The sequence below is a fragment of the Thiorhodococcus mannitoliphagus genome (genome assembly GCF_010915725.1).
Taxonomy (GTDB): domain Bacteria; phylum Pseudomonadota; class Gammaproteobacteria; order Chromatiales; family Chromatiaceae; genus Thiorhodococcus; species Thiorhodococcus mannitoliphagus.
Genome location: NZ_JAAIJR010000043.1, coordinates 1 through 16,762 on the forward strand (window position 1 = coordinate 1; position 16,762 = coordinate 16,762).

A 16,762-nucleotide genomic window follows, 5' to 3' on the forward strand; every position below is an offset into this window, starting at 1 on the left:
GGCGTTTATCTTCGGGCCGTCCCGTGGGTGGAGTCGACACCGTGCATCCCCCAGCAAAAGCGACGTGGGAGCGGCGCCCCGCCGCGTGGGTCGCGCGATCGCGGGGGGGCGCCGCTCCCAGCGATCATGCGGTTGGACCTAAGGAAAGGGTCCATCAACAACTTCCCCCCTTTCGCAAAGGGGGGCTAGGCAGGATTTCGGGCGGCATCGCTCGCATCGGGAAACAATTGATGGGCGCTTTCTTAAGGATGATCAGTGCCTGTTTAGGCCACTACTGGCGCATTTTCTTGCGCGGACGTTTGCGCAATGTGAAGCACTCTTATTGCGCGATTGTGTTTACGTTCAATGTTATTCGCCCGCTATCCTCAAATGATAGGCTGTGATTGACTATTAAATAGTCTACTTCAGGATAAAGCTCTTTCTTTCTCTTAATCAAGATATCTGTTTGTTGCATTGTCGCGGCAATCTCTGTTGCATTAAGTTTGCCTGGCATACTTTCAATTAAATTTTTCTCTATTTCTTCTCTATCGATCTCGGTTATTAGTGATGCGTTCCAAGAAAACATAGCTAATTCAATTGCTGCGGAAATTCGTTCACGCTTAGGGTATTTTCTAATAAGTGGTTCAGCTACACGTAAAATGGCTTCAGAGATTCTTATAGGTGGAGAATTTTTCTTATTTGTCATCTTGATCATCTTGCTGCGATAGTTAATATGGCCTTGTCGCGCGCGCGGGATTCAACTCGACATCGCGGTGAAAGGTGAGTAAGCGACAACCTCGCCGGGGTAGAGATCAGACGGCGTGATTCGTCATCAAGCGGAATCCATAGGCGTTCATGTCATAGATTTTCTTGAAGGTTTCCAGCGTCTCGAGGCAGCAAAGATAGTCCGCCTCCTCGGCAAACAGTACCTGCCTGTTGTGTCCGCGCTGCACGACATAGTGTGGATAGCTTGGAAAAACGAGGCGCCCGATTCTTGGTATGCTTCCCTCCGACGTCGTAAGCGACTGTCCGCAAGAGCATAGCATTAAATTAAATCGGCCCCCTTTTTCGCTGACCGAGCTTGCAGAAATTTGCACCTATCCTGGTCAGACCCGTTTTCCGGAGCGTCACGCCAGCGCACGCGACGAGGACTCAGCTTCGGCACCTCTTGCCAGGCGCCGCAGCTAAGCGCCTGGAGCCCTTTTCAGAGCGTATTCCATGGGTGGGTGGGAATTCCGCTGTGGGAACGGGAGAGAACGAGTTCACCGGCGGATGGAAAAAGGCGGTGAAAAAGCGAACGGATTTATTCTCAATTTGGCTTCCTCGGCGGAGCGGGGGAAGCCCCGAACGGGCCTTGATCATCGATTGGTCCACCTGCGGGACTGACGGCTGAAGCACAGGCGTAACACGCTGATTTATATTGGTATGTTTTGCGATACCCTACCATAATTTAGGGTTTTGGGCGAAACGATGATCAAGGCCCCCGAACGTCAATACTGTTCCCGTTCTGATCCAAAATCGGGTTTCTCGCGAATAAATAAACCTGTCCCCTTATTCGCACACTATTTACTAGAGCCCTCCGGATTCTGGCACCGGTGCGAAGACCTTCGGGCGCTTCTTAATTGGCGGGGGGCCGGCCTCGAGAGCAGTCCATGTCAGGGTGCCAACGACCCCATCGATTTGTAGCTGGCGCATCATCTGGAAGCGCTTCACTGCTGCGTCGGTCTTCGGGCCGAAGATGCCATCGACCCAGAGGCATCTCTGCCCGGTCAATCGCGCGTTGAGCAGATTCTGGCAATAACTGACGTAGGGACCTTGCGATCCAGTCTTAATGGTCGGCAATGGATTATCCATTAGCGTTACTCTGTCTCCGAGTAATCGAAAAAGGGTGGTGAGGGTGAGCGCTCGTCGTGTACGGGGCGAATGCCCTAAACCCCTTAGGGAGACGCTAGCAGATGGCGGGTGAGCACACAACGTCGAACGGGGCTGTTCAGCGCTTCTGAGGCAACTTCTCTGATTACGCAAGGAAATCGGGCGTCAAAGCATCCGCGCTGCCCTGGTATGTGCGGCACGCAGAACGCGATCTGAGGGCACATGTCGGCAAGCGTCTTGTGGAGCACAGCGTTGACGACGTAACGGGGTATCTTGAGACCCTTGGCAGGATAGGCCGCATCGAGTGCCCGTCGCGACGGGGCGCCGCTCCCACCGATCACGCGGTTGGATCAAAGGATGATCGAGGCCCGAACGATGCCGCTCCCAATCCCCCCTGGCCCCCCTTTGCGAAAGGGGGGGAATTGGTGATGGACACTTTCTTACCCGGCCGAAGGGCGCGTGGCTGCGGGCAGTTTGAGCGGTCGCGCAGCTGTGGGATCCTCAAGAGGGATCGCTGAGATCATGATCCTTGGATGAGCATCCGTCGTTCCTGCCGTAAGGGGTCGCGCGGACGAGCCCGGCGATTCCGAGCGCGGTCGCGACCGCGAAGATGCCTTGAGCGGCGCCGATGTCGAGTGCGATGGGGATGGGTGTGGCCGCTTGGTGCATGAGCAGGAGTCCGGCGAACCAGGCGGGATAGTCCCAGGGGAAGTCCTTGGGGATGGCTAGCAGACAGAGCCCGAGACCGGCGGCGAAGTGGGTGGTGAGGGTGCCGAGCAAGAGCGCGGTGGCGATCCAGGTTGTCAGGTCTTCGGGGGGTAGGGCGCTCAGTGCTAGTTGGCTCGCATCCAGCGCCGTGCCGAGCGCGGCTGCGGCTATGAGTCCGCGATAGAGGGTGGCGCCGAGCGTGGCGCCGTCCATGCGCCGTGCCAGGATCGGCAGGAGCACCAGGATCCAGACGCTGACGAAGGCCGTCTCGGGACCGGCCATGGTGGGATTGCCGCGCGCCCAGTCCCACCAAAACGGCGATAGGAGCAGCGCAGCCATCACGCCAGTCAAGGCCCAGCGGGCGTTGCGGCGTCCTGCTCCGTCAGGGCGCCAGGCTGCCAGGCCCAGGATGAATGACCAGAGACCGATGACGAGGATGGTCGTCATGGCCTGTCCTCGGTCGGCTGCCCGTCCAGCCAGGCGTCCGCCTTTTCAATGATTTGTTGCTCACACTCGGCGGGCAGGCGCCCGCCTGTGGTAAGGGCGCCGGCCAGGGTGATGCGGGCGCGCTCGGTGTCGCCGGCCCAGCGATAACCGAGTCCGGCGAGCAGTGCGAAGGCCGGATTGGTCAGGTCGCCCTGGGCCGCGAAGCGATCGGCGATATCGCGGAACTGGGTGCGATCCTGCGCCAGGACCGGCAAGGCGCCCAGGTCGAGGATCATCTGTCGGGTGCGGTCGAGACAGGCGGCGACACCCTGCCGCGGGCGGCCGATCTGCCGGGCCAGCACCAGGAGTCTCAGCTGGCGGGCGTCCCAGAAGCCGGGATCGGCGGCCACGGCCCGTCCGAGAGCCGTCTCGGCCGTGTCGAGCGATTGCTTCTCCCAGGCGATGACGCCGAGGATGAAATGGGCGTCCGCCTGGATGCGTGGCGGTACCTTGGGGACCGCCAGCGCGCGCTGCGCGGCCTCCCTGGCGGGCTCGAGCGCGCCAAGCCGCAGCTGCACCCTGGCCATCTCCAGCAGCGCGCGAAAGCCTGTCAGGGGATCGGCCGTGCTCACGAGCGGTCGCAGCAGGTCGAGCTTGCGTTGGGGATCGCTGCTCAGGGCGGCCATCTGGAGCCCATGACGGGCGTCCTCGTCGACCTGGCCCCAGAGGTTGCGATAGCGCATGAAGACCGTATCTCCGGCCGCGCGCAGCGAGGTATCGCCGAGTTCGGGCCGCAGGGCAGCCTCACCGCACGCGGCGAGATCGGACCAGAGTGCCTCCCATTGCGCGAGCGCCCTTTGGCGTGCGAGCGCGTCGCCAGCGCCGTCCGCATCGCCCTGGGGGGCGCCGGCGATCAGACCCCAAAGACAGACCAGCGCCAGTGCCGCGAGCAAGAGACTGAGTGCCGCGAAGAGCGGCCTGCCTCGGGTGTCTCCCGGCACGTTTGCGGATGGTTTACCAATAGATGCCATGATCGGTGAACTGGGCTGGATGCCGGCCGAGCAGCAGGGGGGCATCGACCGCTTGGGTGAACCAGCGAAACCTCAGGTCCGACTGTTGCAGCCGCTCGTAGAGGGGCGCGAAGGTCTCCATGCCGTCGGGATAGACCAGGAAGACCGGGGCGGCGCGGTTGGCGGTATGGGCGGCGGTCAGCTCGGCGATGAAGGCGTCGATTCGCGACTCCGGGAAGGCGGGCTCCTGGCGCTGGACGGCCGCTTGGTCGAGAAAGAAGCGTAGCTGGAAGGTATCCAGGTCACGGGTCACCAGCGGCTCGGGGAGCCATTGATAACGGCCTTGCGCGGTGGATCCGGAGGTGAGGTCGGGCGCGGCCGAGAGTGCCTCGACCACGGCCTCTTGGTCCCAGCGCACGACGCGCTCGGAGAGCACGAAATAGAAGACGGAGAAGGGCGGAAAGAGGTCGCGCTGGGGCTCCACGAAGCGTTCCAGGGAGGTTGGTCGGGCGGTCGGGCTGGTGGAGGTGCGGCGCTCCTGTTGGATCGAGACCAGGGAGAAGAGCGTCAGGATGAGGATGATCGCCAGGAGATTGGTGGCGATATCCAGGAAGGCGCCCTCAGAGGTCCCATCAGTCTCCATCCGCGCCGTCCGCCGTCCGCCAATCGGCGAGCAGTCCACTTACGGCCTCGGGCCTCCCTGAGAGGGGGCGGTAGGCGAGCCTGACGACCAGACGCTTGTCCTGGTTGCGCTGCAGGAGACTGGTGAAGCGGGCGAAGGCGTCCTGGAAGGCTTGGCGGGTCTCGAAGCAGGCGCCGGTCAGGGCGAACACCAGATTGCGCACGCCCTCACCCTGCTCGGAGAGCTGGTCCAAGAGCGCCGGAAACTGTTGCTCGGCGTATCGCGCCGGCGCGGCCTTGGGGTCGGCATAGAGCGTCACTTCACCGTCCGCGACGCAGATCACCAGGGCGTCGATCGCGAGCGGTCGGCCGCTGGTCTGCTCCAGGGTCTTCTGCAGGGCGAAGATGACGACCAGGATGCCGATGAAGGCGAAGACCAGATCCAGGAAGGGCATCAGATTCAACTCCGCGACGGGCATCTCTGGGAGACGGCGGCGCATCAGTCGGCGGTCTCGTGAAAGAGGCGGTCGAGCAGCATCTGGTAGTAGACCATATCCAGCTTTTGCGCCCGCGTCCGCAGGGTGAGCAGCAGCAGCATCACAGGAATCACCAGGACCAGGCCGACGAAGGTGGTGTCGAATGCGAAGCTGAGTCCGCCCAGCACGCTGCCGAGACCGTCGCCGGCGATCTCGGAGGTGCCCACCGACTGCTCCAGCCCGCCGATCGCCTGGGTGATGCCGATGACGGTGCCGATGAAGCCCAACAGCGGCAGGACCCAGATCGCAAAGCCGATGGGGGCGAAGTTGTGCTGGTGCTGCAGCCCGCGCACGGTCAGCACATAGTCGCTCAGATGGACGAAGTCCTCGCGTGCCTGGGTCTTGCCGTACCAGCGTTGCAGGGCGGCGGGCACGCCGTCCGCGTCCTGATGGCGCCGTCCGGAGAGGAAGCCGATCCAGCCATGGAGCCGCGTGGACTGCGGTCCTGAGCCGAGCCCGAGCCAGCGTTGCAGGTGGCGGTGCTCATCCAGCAGGCCGAGATACTGCAGGAGCCCGTAGAGCAGGGTGGTGAAGAAGACGGCGATCATGAGCTGACAGTAGCCGTTGCCCAGGTAGCGGCCGAGTTCCTGCGGCAGGATCGCGGGATCGAGGAGCCGAAACAGGGTCAGGTAGGACGGCACTGTGATCAGGATCGCCACGACCAGGGGGCGGGTGATCTGGCGCTCGGAGAAGAGGCCGCCGGCACGGGCGAGGATGGGTGGTGCTGCGCTATCCGTCATCGTCAGCCTCCAGCGGTCGTCCCTCCAGCTGCTCGAGCTGGCGCTGAAGATCGCGTCGGACGGCGCGCAGCTCGCCGAGCCGGGTGCTGGTTTCGCCGTAGAGACGCTCGTAACGGCGGCGTTCGTCCAGGGTCGTTGCGGCATCGGCGTCCGCGAGCGCCCCTTGGGCGAGTTCGGTGAGCTGAGCGTCCAGCTCCCCGAGGGTGGCGAGCATCTGTCGCACCTCTGCCAGGGGTAGGCTCGGATTGGCCTGTCCCGCGGAGGGTTGAGCGGGTGGCGCTGGCGGCTCGGCCCCGGCGGGCAAGGCGAGGAGCAGCGCCAAGCAGGCGCCGCGCGCGTGGTGCGGGGTCTGCTGTCGGCGGTGACCCAGGCGGCTCATCGGAGAGATCGGCTCATTGAGAGATGGGCACCTGTTGTGCGTCGTTCGCCGTCTCGACGATGGCCTGCATATTCTTGTTGAGACTTGCCAGGTTGGCGCTGACCTTCTGCAGCCCCTCGATCGCCTTGTCGGCCTGGCCCAGTTCGTAGTAGGCGAGCACGATGTCGCGATCCGCCTCGATCGAGCGCATCAGGGCGAGCGAATTCGCTCGTTCGGTGCTGATCTGATTGCGCAGCTCGCGGCCCTTGTCGAGCTTGCTCTGCCAGGCGGTCGCGATGGGCATGAAGGCCGGGTTCGACTCGGATTTCCGCAGCGTCTCCTGGCGGCGCTGCTCCCAGAGTTCGAGCAGGGCGTCGAGTTCCTTCCAGATCTCGCTGTCCTCGGCCATGCTCTCGTTGACGCGGGATACCGAGGCGAGCATGTCGTCGAGCACCTTGCCGCCCTTCTCGATCGAGTCGCGGCTGGCCTGTATGTTGTTCTCCAGGCTCCCGAGATTGGCCTGGAGCTGCTCGGCGACGGCATTGACTTTCTGGAAGAGGCGGGCCATGTCGGGCTGCTCGGCGGCACGCGCGAGCGGGAGCAGGAGGCTGAGCGAAAGCAGGCCGGTGAGTAGGAGTGTCGCCTTTTTCATGATGTCCTCGTGATCGAGTCGAGTGATGTGTGGTCGAGTGATGGATGAGGGTGCCGCGCTCAGTTCGAGATGGGCACCGAGGTTTGCAGGCTCTTTTCGGTCTTTTGCTCGACCACCGTCATGGCGGTGGTGATGTCGTTCAGCCCCTCGACCACGGAGCGCGCGGCGGCGATCGCCTCCAGCACCTTGCCGATCTTCATCTCCTGAAGGATGACGCGGTGTTGGCGCATGATGGTCGAGAGCTTTTCCTGGGCCAGGGTGCGGCTCTGGTTGAGCCGCTCGTCGACGATGTCGTATTCCTGGATGGCACGCTCCAGCTGGGCGATGCTCTGATCGCGGTTGGGGTAGTCCGGGGGCTGGCGCTCATACCAGCTCTTGAGGACGATGGTTCCTTCCTTGGCGCGATTGAGCGCATCGGCGAAGTCGCTATTCAGGTCCAGCTTATTGAGGACGCCGTACACCTCCTCGCGCAGGGTGAAGAAGAGGTTGTCGACCTGCAGCTCCTTCTCGTCCTCGGAGGTCAGGCGGGCGACCTCCTCAAGCTTCTCCATGGCCGTCTGGATCCGCGCGCCGAGCTGGGCGTTCGAGGTGCGGATGTTGGTCATCTCGTTTTCGAGGATGACGGTCGGATTGGTGCGGTTGGGATTGCGCGAGCTGTAGCTGCTGTCCTGGGCTGGAGCCGGCAACGCCAGCCAGACCGCGCAAAGCGCCCAGACGGCTCGAGACGCGATATGGCGTTCAGAATGCTTCATAGACTCGAGCCCCTTGGCATGCTTGTTCTTCGATGAAACAAGACAAAAACATGATGAAACAGCGATCCGCGCGAGTCCGACAACTGCCCACTGCCCACCGACCACTCCTCACGGACAGGCATCCAGGTTGTCCCGGAAACCCTCCACCAGGCGCTCGGCCTTGTTACGCAGATAAGCGAGATCGCGCGAGATGTTGGTCAGGTCCGATTCTAGGTTGCGGGCGCGATCGGTCTCCTGGACCAGCCGCTGGATGATGATGGGCCGGGCTTCCGCGTTGAGCGAGGATTCGAGCCCCTTGATCATGAGTCCGGCGCAGATGTTGAGCTGAGTGGACTCGTCCTTCCAAGCGGCGACCGGCAGTTGCTCCAGCCGCTCGATCTCGCGGCGGTTGTCGTCGTTGAAGGAGGCCGGGCAGCCGCGCTCGGATGCGATCAGATCATTGCGCAATCGGGTCAAGCGCTTGTTGCTCGCGTCGACCTGCGTGAGGATCTTGACGTAGCTCTCACCGAGCGCGTGGTAGCGCTCGAACACCTGCTCATCCGTCCAGGCACAGGTCGGCTCCTGATACACCATGGGTAGCTGCCGCATGAGGGTCGTGGACTTGCTCCAGAGTGCCGCCGGGTCTTGCAGCAGCGACGGCTGAAAGTACCAGAGGCCCGCGATGCCAGCCGCCAGCACCAGGACCAAGGTCGCGAGGATCTTGAAAAGGCGACCGCCGGAGCGGGGTCTGGGGATGTCTGAGGATGGCGGCTGTGGTGTCGGATCCGGCGCGGCGTCGCGGCTGGGCGCTGGGCTCGGTGGCGGTATGACGTCCGGCGCTGGTGCTCGCAACGCGGCAGCGATGTCGGCAACGCCGAAATGCTCGGCCAGCGACGACAGTCCGCCGAGAAACCCCTGGCCAACGGCGCGAAACTTCCAGGCATCGCGATGGCGGTAGACTTCGGCGAAGATGAGCGCCTGCTCATCGGCCCCGGTCGGCTCGAAGCCGACCTCGACTCCCGTGCCCGCGCTTGCGGTGATGGCGGCCCCCTGCAGCTCGCGGAACGCGCCAGCTGTTAGGGCTGCGGCGAAGACGCAGCGTTGGATTTGGGGCGGGATCAGGTCGAGCTGCAGGATGAAGCCGCAGTGGCCAGGGGCGGAGGCGGCCATGCGAACGGCACCATCCGGGGTTTGACGCCGACCATGGAAGATGAAGCAAGCGTCGCTCGGGACGCGGCCATCCTCCGCGACCGCGAAGTGGACCGCATTGAGTGCGCCCTGCGCCGCATTCCAGCGGAGATCCACGTGCAGGATTCCGGAGGTCGCCAGCGGTGCGTTCGCGCCCTTCGGCAGCATCTTCATGTCCGCGACTCCGACGGCAGAGGTCCATGGGGAGCCTGGCCGATTCGGCCAGCGCTTGCGCGCAAGACGTTAGCCCATGGCGCTGGTCGGCGCAACCGACGCCCCGGATTCGGAAAAGGCCGATAGGGCGCGGGTCATCGGAACTGAGACCCGGCGCACAAGGCGCGCGGTCGATCACGACGCAGCAGGCGCGCCTTCAGCTCAGGCGTCTTCGGCTCAGGATTCGATTGCGCTTCGTTCGATGATGTTGCGCGCCCAGGAGCTGTGCGTGGCGACCTCGCACATGGAGCCGTTGAGCCTGAAGACGGCTTGGTCCTCGCTGAGGATGCGCTGCGCCGTTTCGACTTCAACCTCGGAGATCTCTAGGCCGGACTCGATGATGGCGAGCTGGTCGGGGTGGATGGCGGTCTTGCCGCAGAGGCCGTGGGCGACGTCTTCGCTGAGTTCTTCGCGCAGGATCTCGGGGCAGTCGATGTGCTCGAAGACGGGGGCGGTGAGTTGGAATCCGAAGGGCTTGAAGACGGTCACCAGGTTGGCGATGGTGTGGCCGAGCGGGGTGCGGTAGACGGTGCGGTCGCGCGGGCGGCGGATGCCGAGGAGCGCGAGCAGGTCATTGCCGCCGATGCGCAGGGCGAGGATGCGCTCCCGGTGGTTGCTTTCCAGCAGGTAGTCGCGCAGGGCGATCATGCGGGCGGGCTCGAAGACGTCGCGCGTTTCGAGCGTCGGCATGCAGTGAAACTGCGTATCCCTGAGTGGTTCCAGGTAGGCGTCGGCGTTGTTGATGTCGAGCTTCGGCAGGACGAAGCCGTCGAGCTTCTCGACCCCAGGGAGGGCGGTGAGCCAGCCGAGGATCTCGGGGTTGCGCACGCGCACGAAGCGCAGGGTCGTCGAGGTCGCGCTCATCTGCCGCAGGCAGGCGCGCAGGTTGTCGAGCCCGGCGCCGAGCGCCTTGGCGGCGACGGCGTCTTCGGTGCAGAAGATAACGGAGCGCAGCTCGGGCCATTTGATGCCGTTGGCGATGGGCAGCACGTCCTTGTGGGTCACGGGGACGTACAGGGATGCGCCGAGTCGGTAGGCGTTAAGCATCGGGTAACCCCCTGATGAGCGAGATGGCCTGGTAAGGCAGGGTCGGATCGACCTCGCACCTTACGGACTTCTCTTGGGCGAGTTGGCGGAGGTGGGCGACCTCCGGGAGGTGCGGGTCCCGGATCAGCAGCAGCTCGGGCACGCGCCGCAGCAGCACCCGGGTGGCCTCGCCGATGCCCGGCTTGATGAGGTTCACGTCGCTGATGCCGAAGCGGTCTTTGATGGCGGCGATGAGATTGGTCGAGCGTGCGTGCGCCTGGCTCGGGTCGACCGGCACGGCGCTGGGCCGGTAGCCGGCCTGGATGCGCGCCCGAGCGTCGTCGAGCAGGGTGTCGACGAACCAGGTCGAGAGGTCCTTGGCGGCGAATTCCTCGTAGAGCACGCAGCCGTGGAAGTCGTCGGGGCCGATCTGCTCGTTGAGCACCGAGCGGCTGATGAGTCCGGACATGGTGGCGTTGAGAATGCTCGAGGGGATGAGATAGTCCTCGTCACTGGGCGCGATGCCGACGCCGGCGAGGTCCGCCAAGGTGAAGAGGCTCGCGTCCAGACGGACGCCGTGATGCTGCTCGAAGTCGGCGACCGCCGCGCTCAGCTCGCGGGCGATGACGCCCTTGCCGGTCCAGCCGTCGACGAAGAGGAGCCCCGCTGGATCTCTGCCCGCCTCGTCGAGGATGAAGCGGATGGCGTTCTGGTCGATGCCGCGATCGCGAATGATGGAAATCGAATAGTGTTGTGTCTCGCGCTCGAAGCACTCGACCAGGATGTGCTTGAGCATGACGCCGATCGGCGTGCCCGCGCGGGCGAGCGACACCAGGGTGATCTCGTCGGGCCGACGTGCGGTGATGATGGCCGCGAGATCCAGCAAACCCTCCGCCATGCGGGTGCGGCTCATGGCGAAGGCGTGGTGGAAGACCTCCATGTACTTGGGGGAGGGGAGGGACTCGCGGCTCAGCATCTCGCTGTAGTGGCGCCGGCCGCTCTGGATGAGCCGCTCCTTTTCGGCGACGCCGGTTGGCTGGACCTTGATCGGCTTGAGCAGGAAGCGCACGTCCTTGGGGCGATAGCTGCCGCAAAAGTGAGGTTTATCCGCGGTCGATCGGCATGGCTTGGACATCAGGCCGGGCTCCTCCATGTCTTCAGTATTCTGCCTCTTCGGGCTTTTCGTGCCTGCTCAGGGTTTCTTGCGGCGAACAGTGTTGCGTCTGGTTGCCTTCTGTAGTGGACAAGCACAACGCTGTCCACCAACGCCGGAGCGGGATGCGGTGGATTTCGCTCGCGCTCGTCCACCCTACCGCTGCTGAGCTGCGGGTGGGAGCGGCGCCCTCGCCGCGCCCGATGTCACGGGTGCCGGGGCAGGTCGCGCCGGGGCGGCGCTCCTACTGGGTTGCATCAGAGCAGGGGCTTGCCGAGGGTTTCGCTGAACAACTGGGAGTCCCTTGGGGTCAGGGCATAGTCGCACTCGGCCATGAAGGCCCCGTCGATCAGGCTGTCTCCGATGCCGAACGTCATGAGTTCTCCCCATTCCTGGCGCAGCCGCTCGCTCAGGTAGCGCACTGCGTGCTCCTTGCCCAGGGCGCGCGGTATCACCGCCAGGTTGTTGCCGTTGCGGTGGAGCCGAAGGCGGTCGCGGCGTGCTTCCGTCAAGGGCTGGAGCAGTTCGTGCTGCAGGTAGTCCAGGTCCGCCTCCTTGCCGTCCTTGTACTTCGCGACCAGGTAGAAGGGCAGATCGAAGTCCCCTACGATACGCACGCGGACCGCCAGGGCGTCGCGTTCGATCATGTCCTCGGCGGCACCCAGTAGAAGACCCAGCTCGACGATGGCGCCCTCTGAGACCTTGCGCATGCGTTTCAGCCAGGGCGCGTCCGGCAAGCCCTCCGGCGTCAGGATGATCCCGCCGTAGGCGATGATGCTCCAGCTCCGGAAGGGCAGATCCACCCGGCGCAGGGCGTCGAGGTCCCGCGCCGTGGTGGGGATCAGGGTCGCGTTGTCCTCCAGAAGCCGCCACAAGGCCTGCTGCTTCGCCGTCATGAAGGAATGCGAGGTGCCGTCGCGCAGATAGGCGACGGGCTGCAGTCCATCCGTGCTCGGGCACTTGCGGCGGCTCTGAAAGAGGGTGTCGTCCAGATCCAGGAAGACCAGCTTGCGCACGCTTAGCCGAGTTCGAAGTCCGCCGGGCTGAGGCCAAGCTCCATGGCGATCTTGCGCGCGACCCGCTTCTCGTCGTCGTCGAAGTTGCCGTCCGCGCCGGCGATGGCGATGGTCAGGCGCATGATGAGACGCGCTGCCGCATCATTGCTCTTCATCTTGCGGATGGCGTCGTAGGCCTTGGCCTCGCCCAGGTCCTTGTCGAACTCGATCTGGGTCATGGCGTTCTGAAAGGACTCGATCAGCTCTTTGCTGGAGAAGACCGAGAGCGCCTCGTAGTTCTCGATGAAGCGCATCATCTTCTGCTTCTCTTCCGAGGAGACGTTGCCGTCGGCCATGGAGATGAGCACGGAGCCGCTGATGGCGGCGTTGAGGAAGTCCTTGTTCTTGAACTTCATGGCCTCGTTCTTGAGGTCGGCGGCCTTTTCTTTCAGGTTGTTCAGGAAGTTTTGGAAGCTCATGGTATTGATCTCTGCGTTTTCAGTGATGATGGAATTCGGGTGCCGGGGACGACGGCGAGGCTCCGCCTATTTGCTGCCGCGCACCCATTGCAGCCCCCAGTGATAGGCCTTGTCGACATCTGGGTGGGCGCGATAGTAATCAACGAGCTTGGTGACGCGCACGGCGCCGCCGTCATTCTCCAGCAGGGCGATGGCGCACATAGGGTGGCGGTTGTCCCCTGAGTCCAGGCGGACCTCGATCTCGGGCTGGCCGGGCATCTTGAGCGAGATGACAGCGTTGGTCTCGGCCCAGTTGGGCGTGCCTTCGTAGATGAAGGCGAAGACCAGCACGCGCCGGATCTCGTCCCAGTGTTTGCCATTGATGCGGAGGTTCTCGCCCTCGGTCCGAGTGCCGGTGCGGTCGTCCGCGTCCAGCATGATGTAGGGCGGCCCCCAGAAGTTGCCGAAGCTATTGCCGAGGGCCTGGACCACGCTCTTGGTGCCGTCCTTCAGCTCGAAGAGACAGCCGACGTCCAGATCGATACCGCCGGACCGCGTTCCGCCGAAGAATCCCCGCTTGACCGGGGCTGCGCGCATGTCCCAGTTGAGATTGATGAGGATCTCGCCGTGGTCCTGGTTGCCCTGCTTTTTCAGGGAAACCGTGTTGCCCTTCTTCTCCAGGGTGATCTTGCTGAGATTCACCGGTGGTGCCTGCGGCTTGGGCGGCTCTGGTGCGGACGGCGCTGGCGTGGGCTCGGCGACGGTGCCGCCGAAGTGCTTGACCAGGGCGTCCAGTCCGCCGTTGAAGCCCTGTCCGAGGGCACAGGTCCGCCAGATGCCATCCTTGCGGTAGATCTCCAGCAGCATGAGCGCGCGCTCGCTCGCGAAGTCCGCGCCGGTGAAGGCGAAGCGCCCGACCTCGCCGCCTGGTCCCAGGAAGCGGACGTGCCCACGCTGGATCTGCGACATGGTGCCCGCGTTCTCTAGGGCGGCCGTTACGGTCAAGCGTTCGATGGTGGCTGGCAGCTTGCTGAGGTCGATCGCAAAGCCCGCCGTATCGCCCGGGGGCGTCTCCAGCCGGACGCCGCCACAGGGGGTGGTCGGCTGGTTGAAGAAGGTCATGTAGCGCTCGTCCGCGAGCTTGCCCTGGGCGTCCAGACCGAAGCAGGCGAAGTCGATCACCAGGCCCGGAGCCTCGGCCGTCACGCCCAGGGTGAACTGCTGGCCGCCGGGTACCAGGTCAGCGATCTTGGCGCGCTGTCCGCGCGTGAGGTCCATGGCGGCTCAGCCGACGTTGACGCCGTGCTGCAGCGCCAGTGCCCGCAGGCCGCCCGCGTAGCCCTGGCCGACGGCCTTGAACTTCCAGTCGCCGCTGTGGCGGTAGATCTCGCCGAAGATCATAGCGGTCTCGGTCGAGTAGTCCTCCGAGAGATCGAAGCGGACCACTTCCTGGTCGTTGTCGCGGTTGACGATGCGGACGAAGGCGTTGCTGACCTGGCCGAAGCTCTGCTTGCGGGCCTCGGCGTCATGGATGGTCACCACGATCACCAGGCGTTGGATCTCCGGCGGTACCTTGGAGAGGGTAACCTTGATCGACTCGTCATCACCCTCGCCCTCGCCGGTGAGGTTGTCGCCGGTGTGCTCGACCGAGCCGTCCGGCGAGGTCTTCTGGTTGTAGAAGATGAAATAGGTATCGCCCGGGACCTTGCCGTCTTCCTTCACCATGAAGAGACTGGCGTCGAGGTCGAAGTCCTGACCGTCGGTCGCGCGCGCGTCCCAGCCCAGGCCCACGAGGACGTTCTCGAGGTTGGGTGCTTCCTTGCTCAGATTGACGTTGCCGCCTTTACCTAGGTTGATGGCCATTGGCTCCTCCGTTCAGTGTGCTTGAGGTTGAAGTGGCTGTTGTCGCTGCACGTCCGGCAGCGCCGCGTATCTGTAGGTTCGACAGTTCGGGCCGAGACTTTGCACCAGCTCGTGCATGGCGTCGACCGGAGTTTCATGACAGACGATGATCCGGTCCAGCTCGGCGGGGTCGACGTTGTAAAGATAGTTCGGAATGCCCTCGCCGTAATTGTCTCCAAAGATGAGTCGGCGTCCAACATCCGCGCCCACCAGGATGGGGGAGCGTGTGGTCGATTGGACGACGACGTCGAGCCCACGCGTCTCCAGCGCCAGTCCGACGCGAAAGGCGATGTGCATGAACTCACCGGTTCCGAGCACCAGTACCCGAGCGCCGGGCGGCAAGCCCGCGGCGAGCCGGTCGACATCCGCGGCCGGTATCGGCGTATGCCGGCTGATCCCGAAGCGCCCGAGGTCATCGGCGATCTGACCGGGGTGGCGTGCGTTGTCGCCGACCGCGCTGGGCGCCGCTTCGGCGTCCGGCCAGTCGCCGGTCTCGAAGGCGAAGTCGGCATGGAGTGCCGCCACGCAGCGCACCGGCAGTCCCAGTTGGTCCGAGAAACGCTGAGCGCTGCTCGCGCCGCTGAAGTTGGTGATGGCGACGAAGTGCAGGCGTTCCAGCTGCGGGTGTCCGGCGCGGTAGGCCGCGACCAGGTTGCAGAGGGTCGATCCCGTGCTGATCTCGTCGTCGATGACGACCAGTTCGCGCGCGTTGCGGAACAGCGCCTGGTGTGCGGGCCGGATCGGCTCATAGAGGTACTGATCCGGGGCGTGGCAGTGTGCCTCCTCGAACGCGAGGTAGGGGCGTCCCGCGACCCGATAGCGGGTCGAGTGCAGAAAGAGCGCCTCGGCTCCGGGGTGCCGATCGAGCGCCGCCTCGAAGACGCCTTGCCCCAGGCCCGTGGCCGTCTCCGCCATGGCGATGAAGGCCCAGGGCCCTGGGCCGAGGTCCAACTGGGCCGCGAGATGCTCATGCACCCGGCGCATCAGTGAGGGGCGCGCCGGCCAATGCTTGCCGAGCACCTTGCTCAGGAAGAGGAAGCCGCGCTTGCGATTGTTACGGGCCGCGAAGCCGCACAGCGTCTCCAGCGGAAAGGCCGCCTCGCGCACCTGGACCGACAGCCTGCCCGTGACGAGATCGATATGGGCGCGCTTGCTCACGCGACGTCCTCGCCATGCTGATAGTGGAGCAACTCCAGGACACGCGCGCCTGCTTGCGTCGCAGTCGTCTCAAGCGCACCGAAGCCCTGCGTCCAGCCCTTGAGCGCCAGGTAGGGGAGGTTGACTCCGGCCACGCCCGTATAGCCGATGCCTCCTGAGACTCTGGCGTTGATCTCCAACAGACGGATGCCGTCGCGGCCTTCGCGGAATTGGACATTGAAGAGGCCGCAGAGGCCGAACGCCTCGGTCATTTCCCGCACGGCCTGCTCGATGGCAGGAATGGAGACGAGCAGTTGGCCATAGGCGCTGGCGGCCGGCTTCTGGCGCTGGACGAGGGCGAGCACACGGCGTCCGTCGGCGACGCAATCGACGCTGTACTCCGGGCCGCTCAGGTGCTCCATCAGCAGCATGGGCTGGAAGCGGTCGGCCGCAGCGAGCGCGGCTTGGAGTCCCGCCAGATGGATCGAGTGAATCGCATTCTGCAACAACAGCTCGAGGCTGCCGCGGTGCTCGTCGATAATCCTGAATCCAGCTCCATTGATGCCGACGCTTGGCTTGATGCAGAGTAGGTCGTGGTCTGAGCGCAACTGGGTGTAGCAGGCCTCGAAGTCCGCCGCGGTGTCGAAGGTCAGGGACTCGGGTGGCGGGATCGAAAAGCGCCGCGCTTCGGCATAGAAGCGCGCCTTGTCCTCGAGCAGGTCGAGCGTCTCGGGAGAGGCGACAGCCAGCACCCTGACGCCCAGCTCGGCGAAGCGCTCACGTTCGGCGACGATCGCCTGGGCCGATTGGCCGGGCCAGAGTACGTCGATGCTCCGCTCGCAGCAGAAATCCAGGCAGAACTGGACATACTCCGATTCATCCAGCCCGTTGGGCTCGATCGCGTGCTCATGCGCGCTTAGAAAGCCGGGAAAGCTCGGTCGCGGATGCGAGCAGACCAGCTGGTACTCGCCGGCCTGGTCGCCCTGACGGACGAGGTCCAAGACGGCACGGACACTGGAGAAGGCTCGGTTGAGCCAGACGCGCGTCATGGGGTGCC

Annotated in this window: 20 protein-coding genes; all 20 read right to left on the reverse strand. The window is 64.2% G+C overall.

The genetic code is table 11. The annotated features are described in order from the left end of the window. Window positions 1-319: 319 nt before the first annotated feature. Window positions 320-685 carry a hypothetical protein gene (locus G3480_RS11985; protein WP_164654127.1) on the reverse strand — a complete coding sequence of 122 codons (366 nt, stop codon included), beginning with the start codon at window positions 683-685 and terminating at the stop codon, window positions 320-322. Between the two features lie 106 nt (window positions 686-791). Next, window positions 792-932, reverse strand: a complete 141-nt coding sequence (locus tag G3480_RS27870; protein ID WP_206171689.1) for a hypothetical protein — start codon at window positions 930-932, stop codon at window positions 792-794. A 616-nt stretch (window positions 933-1,548) separates the two neighbouring features. Next, complete coding sequence (locus G3480_RS29505) at window positions 1,549-1,833, reverse strand: peptidoglycan-binding domain-containing protein (RefSeq protein WP_164654128.1); 285 nt, start codon at window positions 1,831-1,833, stop codon at window positions 1,549-1,551. A gap of 519 nt (window positions 1,834-2,352) precedes the next feature. After that, window positions 2,353-3,006: a hypothetical protein gene (locus G3480_RS12000; RefSeq protein WP_164654129.1), complete on the reverse strand. Its 654-nt coding sequence runs from the start codon at window positions 3,004-3,006 to the stop codon at window positions 2,353-2,355. After that, entirely contained in the window at window positions 3,003-3,986 is a 984-nt protein-coding gene (locus G3480_RS12005; protein ID WP_338114123.1) for a tetratricopeptide repeat protein, read from the reverse strand. The genes G3480_RS12000 and G3480_RS12005 overlap by 4 nt, the downstream gene beginning before the upstream one ends. A 13-nt stretch (window positions 3,987-3,999) precedes the next feature. Beyond that, window positions 4,000-4,638, reverse strand: coding sequence for a hypothetical protein (locus G3480_RS12010; RefSeq protein WP_164654131.1), 639 nt, complete (start codon window positions 4,636-4,638; stop codon window positions 4,000-4,002). Beyond that, window positions 4,628-5,116 carry a hypothetical protein gene (locus G3480_RS12015; RefSeq protein ID WP_164654132.1) on the reverse strand — a complete coding sequence of 163 codons (489 nt, stop codon included), beginning with the start codon at window positions 5,114-5,116 and terminating at the stop codon, window positions 4,628-4,630. Before G3480_RS12015 ends, G3480_RS12010 begins: the two co-directional genes overlap by 11 nt. Beyond that, a complete protein-coding gene (locus tag G3480_RS12020; protein WP_164654133.1) occupies window positions 5,116-5,892 on the reverse strand; it encodes a MotA/TolQ/ExbB proton channel family protein in 777 nt (258 codons plus the stop codon). The genes G3480_RS12015 and G3480_RS12020 overlap by 1 nt, the downstream gene beginning before the upstream one ends. Then, complete coding sequence (locus tag G3480_RS12025) at window positions 5,882-6,271, reverse strand: hypothetical protein (RefSeq protein ID WP_164654134.1); 390 nt, start codon at window positions 6,269-6,271, stop codon at window positions 5,882-5,884. The genes G3480_RS12020 and G3480_RS12025 overlap by 11 nt, the downstream gene beginning before the upstream one ends. Before the next feature lie 13 nt (window positions 6,272-6,284). Continuing rightward, complete coding sequence (locus G3480_RS12030; RefSeq protein ID WP_164654135.1) at window positions 6,285-6,902, reverse strand: hypothetical protein; 618 nt, start codon at window positions 6,900-6,902, stop codon at window positions 6,285-6,287. Between the two features lie 59 nt (window positions 6,903-6,961). Next, window positions 6,962-7,654 (reverse strand): hypothetical protein, encoded by a 693-nt coding sequence (locus G3480_RS12035; RefSeq protein WP_164654136.1) that lies wholly within the window; start codon window positions 7,652-7,654, stop codon window positions 6,962-6,964. 108 nt (window positions 7,655-7,762) lie between these two features. Beyond that, window positions 7,763-8,995: a TerD family protein gene (locus G3480_RS12040; protein ID WP_164654137.1), complete on the reverse strand. Its 1,233-nt coding sequence runs from the start codon at window positions 8,993-8,995 to the stop codon at window positions 7,763-7,765. A 216-nt stretch (window positions 8,996-9,211) separates the two neighbouring features. Beyond that, complete coding sequence (locus G3480_RS12045; RefSeq protein ID WP_164654138.1) at window positions 9,212-10,081, reverse strand: HpcH/HpaI aldolase/citrate lyase family protein; 870 nt, start codon at window positions 10,079-10,081, stop codon at window positions 9,212-9,214. Continuing rightward, window positions 10,074-11,195, reverse strand: a complete 1,122-nt coding sequence (locus G3480_RS12050) for a cysteine protease StiP family protein (protein ID WP_164654139.1) — start codon at window positions 11,193-11,195, stop codon at window positions 10,074-10,076. Before G3480_RS12050 ends, G3480_RS12045 begins: the two co-directional genes overlap by 8 nt. 275 nt (window positions 11,196-11,470) lie before the next feature. Next, window positions 11,471-12,229: an HAD family hydrolase gene (locus G3480_RS12055; protein ID WP_164654140.1), complete on the reverse strand. Its 759-nt coding sequence runs from the start codon at window positions 12,227-12,229 to the stop codon at window positions 11,471-11,473. A gap of 2 nt (window positions 12,230-12,231) precedes the next feature. Continuing rightward, window positions 12,232-12,687 carry a tellurite resistance TerB family protein gene (locus G3480_RS12060; protein ID WP_164654141.1) on the reverse strand — a complete coding sequence of 152 codons (456 nt, stop codon included), beginning with the start codon at window positions 12,685-12,687 and terminating at the stop codon, window positions 12,232-12,234. Window positions 12,688-12,753: 66 nt separating this feature from the next. Next, window positions 12,754-13,944: a TerD family protein gene (locus tag G3480_RS12065; RefSeq protein ID WP_164654142.1), complete on the reverse strand. Its 1,191-nt coding sequence runs from the start codon at window positions 13,942-13,944 to the stop codon at window positions 12,754-12,756. Between the two features lie 6 nt (window positions 13,945-13,950). After that, the gene (locus G3480_RS12070) at window positions 13,951-14,529 is read right to left on the reverse strand and encodes a TerD family protein (protein WP_164654143.1); all 579 of its coding nucleotides are present in this window, start codon (window positions 14,527-14,529) and stop codon (window positions 13,951-13,953) included. A 12-nt stretch (window positions 14,530-14,541) separates the two neighbouring features. Then, window positions 14,542-15,726 carry a phosphoribosyltransferase domain-containing protein gene (locus tag G3480_RS12075; protein WP_164654144.1) on the reverse strand — a complete coding sequence of 395 codons (1,185 nt, stop codon included), beginning with the start codon at window positions 15,724-15,726 and terminating at the stop codon, window positions 14,542-14,544. Further along, window positions 15,723-16,754 carry an ATP-grasp domain-containing protein gene (locus G3480_RS12080; protein WP_164654145.1) on the reverse strand — a complete coding sequence of 344 codons (1,032 nt, stop codon included), beginning with the start codon at window positions 16,752-16,754 and terminating at the stop codon, window positions 15,723-15,725. Before G3480_RS12080 ends, G3480_RS12075 begins: the two co-directional genes overlap by 4 nt. Between the last annotated feature and the right edge of the window lie 8 nt (window positions 16,755-16,762).

Bases quoted from the DNA above. Each gene is read 5' to 3' on its own strand.
- G3480_RS11985 (WP_164654127.1), bottom strand. From the start codon at position 685: ATGACAAATAAGAAAAATTCTCCACCTATAAGAATCTCTGAAGCCATT.
- G3480_RS29505 (WP_164654128.1), bottom strand. From the start codon at position 1,833: ATGGATAATCCATTGCCGACCATTAAGACTGGATCGCAAGGTCCCTAC.
- G3480_RS12000 (WP_164654129.1), bottom strand. From the start codon at position 3,006: ATGACGACCATCCTCGTCATCGGTCTCTGGTCATTCATCCTGGGCCTG.
- G3480_RS12010 (WP_164654131.1), bottom strand. From the start codon at position 4,638: ATGGAGACTGATGGGACCTCTGAGGGCGCCTTCCTGGATATCGCCACC.
- G3480_RS12015 (WP_164654132.1), bottom strand. From the start codon at position 5,116: ATGCGCCGCCGTCTCCCAGAGATGCCCGTCGCGGAGTTGAATCTGATG.
- G3480_RS12020 (WP_164654133.1), bottom strand. From the start codon at position 5,892: ATGACGGATAGCGCAGCACCACCCATCCTCGCCCGTGCCGGCGGCCTC.
- G3480_RS12025 (WP_164654134.1), bottom strand. From the start codon at position 6,271: ATGAGCCGCCTGGGTCACCGCCGACAGCAGACCCCGCACCACGCGCGC.
- G3480_RS12030 (WP_164654135.1), bottom strand. From the start codon at position 6,902: ATGAAAAAGGCGACACTCCTACTCACCGGCCTGCTTTCGCTCAGCCTC.
- G3480_RS12035 (WP_164654136.1), bottom strand. From the start codon at position 7,654: ATGAAGCATTCTGAACGCCATATCGCGTCTCGAGCCGTCTGGGCGCTT.
- G3480_RS12040 (WP_164654137.1), bottom strand. From the start codon at position 8,995: ATGAAGATGCTGCCGAAGGGCGCGAACGCACCGCTGGCGACCTCCGGA.
- G3480_RS12045 (WP_164654138.1), bottom strand. From the start codon at position 10,081: ATGCTTAACGCCTACCGACTCGGCGCATCCCTGTACGTCCCCGTGACC.
- G3480_RS12050 (WP_164654139.1), bottom strand. From the start codon at position 11,195: ATGTCCAAGCCATGCCGATCGACCGCGGATAAACCTCACTTTTGCGGC.
- G3480_RS12060 (WP_164654141.1), bottom strand. From the start codon at position 12,687: ATGAGCTTCCAAAACTTCCTGAACAACCTGAAAGAAAAGGCCGCCGAC.
- G3480_RS12065 (WP_164654142.1), bottom strand. From the start codon at position 13,944: ATGGACCTCACGCGCGGACAGCGCGCCAAGATCGCTGACCTGGTACCC.
- G3480_RS12070 (WP_164654143.1), bottom strand. From the start codon at position 14,529: ATGGCCATCAACCTAGGTAAAGGCGGCAACGTCAATCTGAGCAAGGAA.
- G3480_RS12080 (WP_164654145.1), bottom strand. From the start codon at position 16,754: ATGACGCGCGTCTGGCTCAACCGAGCCTTCTCCAGTGTCCGTGCCGTC.